This window comes from Lysinibacillus sp. FJAT-14222 (assembly GCF_001278875.1).
Taxonomy (GTDB): Bacteria; Bacillota; Bacilli; order Bacillales_A; family Planococcaceae; genus Lysinibacillus; species Lysinibacillus agricola.
Window position 1 is genome coordinate 1 of the sequence record NZ_LIYL01000078.1, and the last position, 609, is coordinate 609.

Sequence of the window (609 nt, forward strand, 5' to 3'; positions counted from 1 at the left end):
TATTCATGTAATTTCTTAAAGGCTTCATTATGACGAATTAACGGCATCATGACTCGAAATAAAAGAGCCCGTAACTTTCTTCTTCCTCGCTTGGATATTCGTTTTTGTCCTTTGTGTTGTCCAGAAGAGTTTTCACGTAATGTAAGTCCCGCTAGTTTAATTAATTGGCGTGGATGGTCATATTGTGTGAGTGAACCGACTTCTGAAAGTAGCTCGACAATCGTTCCGTTGCTGATGCCTGGGACAGAATTTAAGTAGTCATAGTCCGTCATTTCTTTTGCTAGTTCGGTTAACTGTTCTGTTAAAGTGTCTAATTGGCTTTGCATCAATTTGTACTGTGTGAGAAGTGTGGCAATTTCTATTCGTGCCATCACGAGTCCCTCTGTCAGTCCAATGGAGTGCTGTGCTACCNAGTGCTGTGCCAACTAATCGTTTCGCTTTTGGTAGTTGGGGCGATTTCATTCCCTTCACTTGGCGATACAAAAACAATAACTCTTCTGGCGCCTTCCCTTGAATATCACTAGGTAGTGGTGTCATTTCAAGCGCCGCATAAGCCATTTTTCCGAAGTCTTTAAACACCGTCATAAATTCCGGAAAGAAACGATCAAT

At 41.8% G+C, this 609-nt stretch carries 1 protein-coding gene; it reads right to left on the reverse strand.

Going from position 1 to position 609, the window contains the following annotated elements; all coding sequences use genetic code 11:
• The coding region (locus AN161_RS27165) for an IS110 family transposase (protein ID WP_241774672.1) at window positions 1–411 on the reverse strand (411 nt) is incomplete at both ends.
• Window positions 412–609 lie beyond the last annotated feature (198 nt).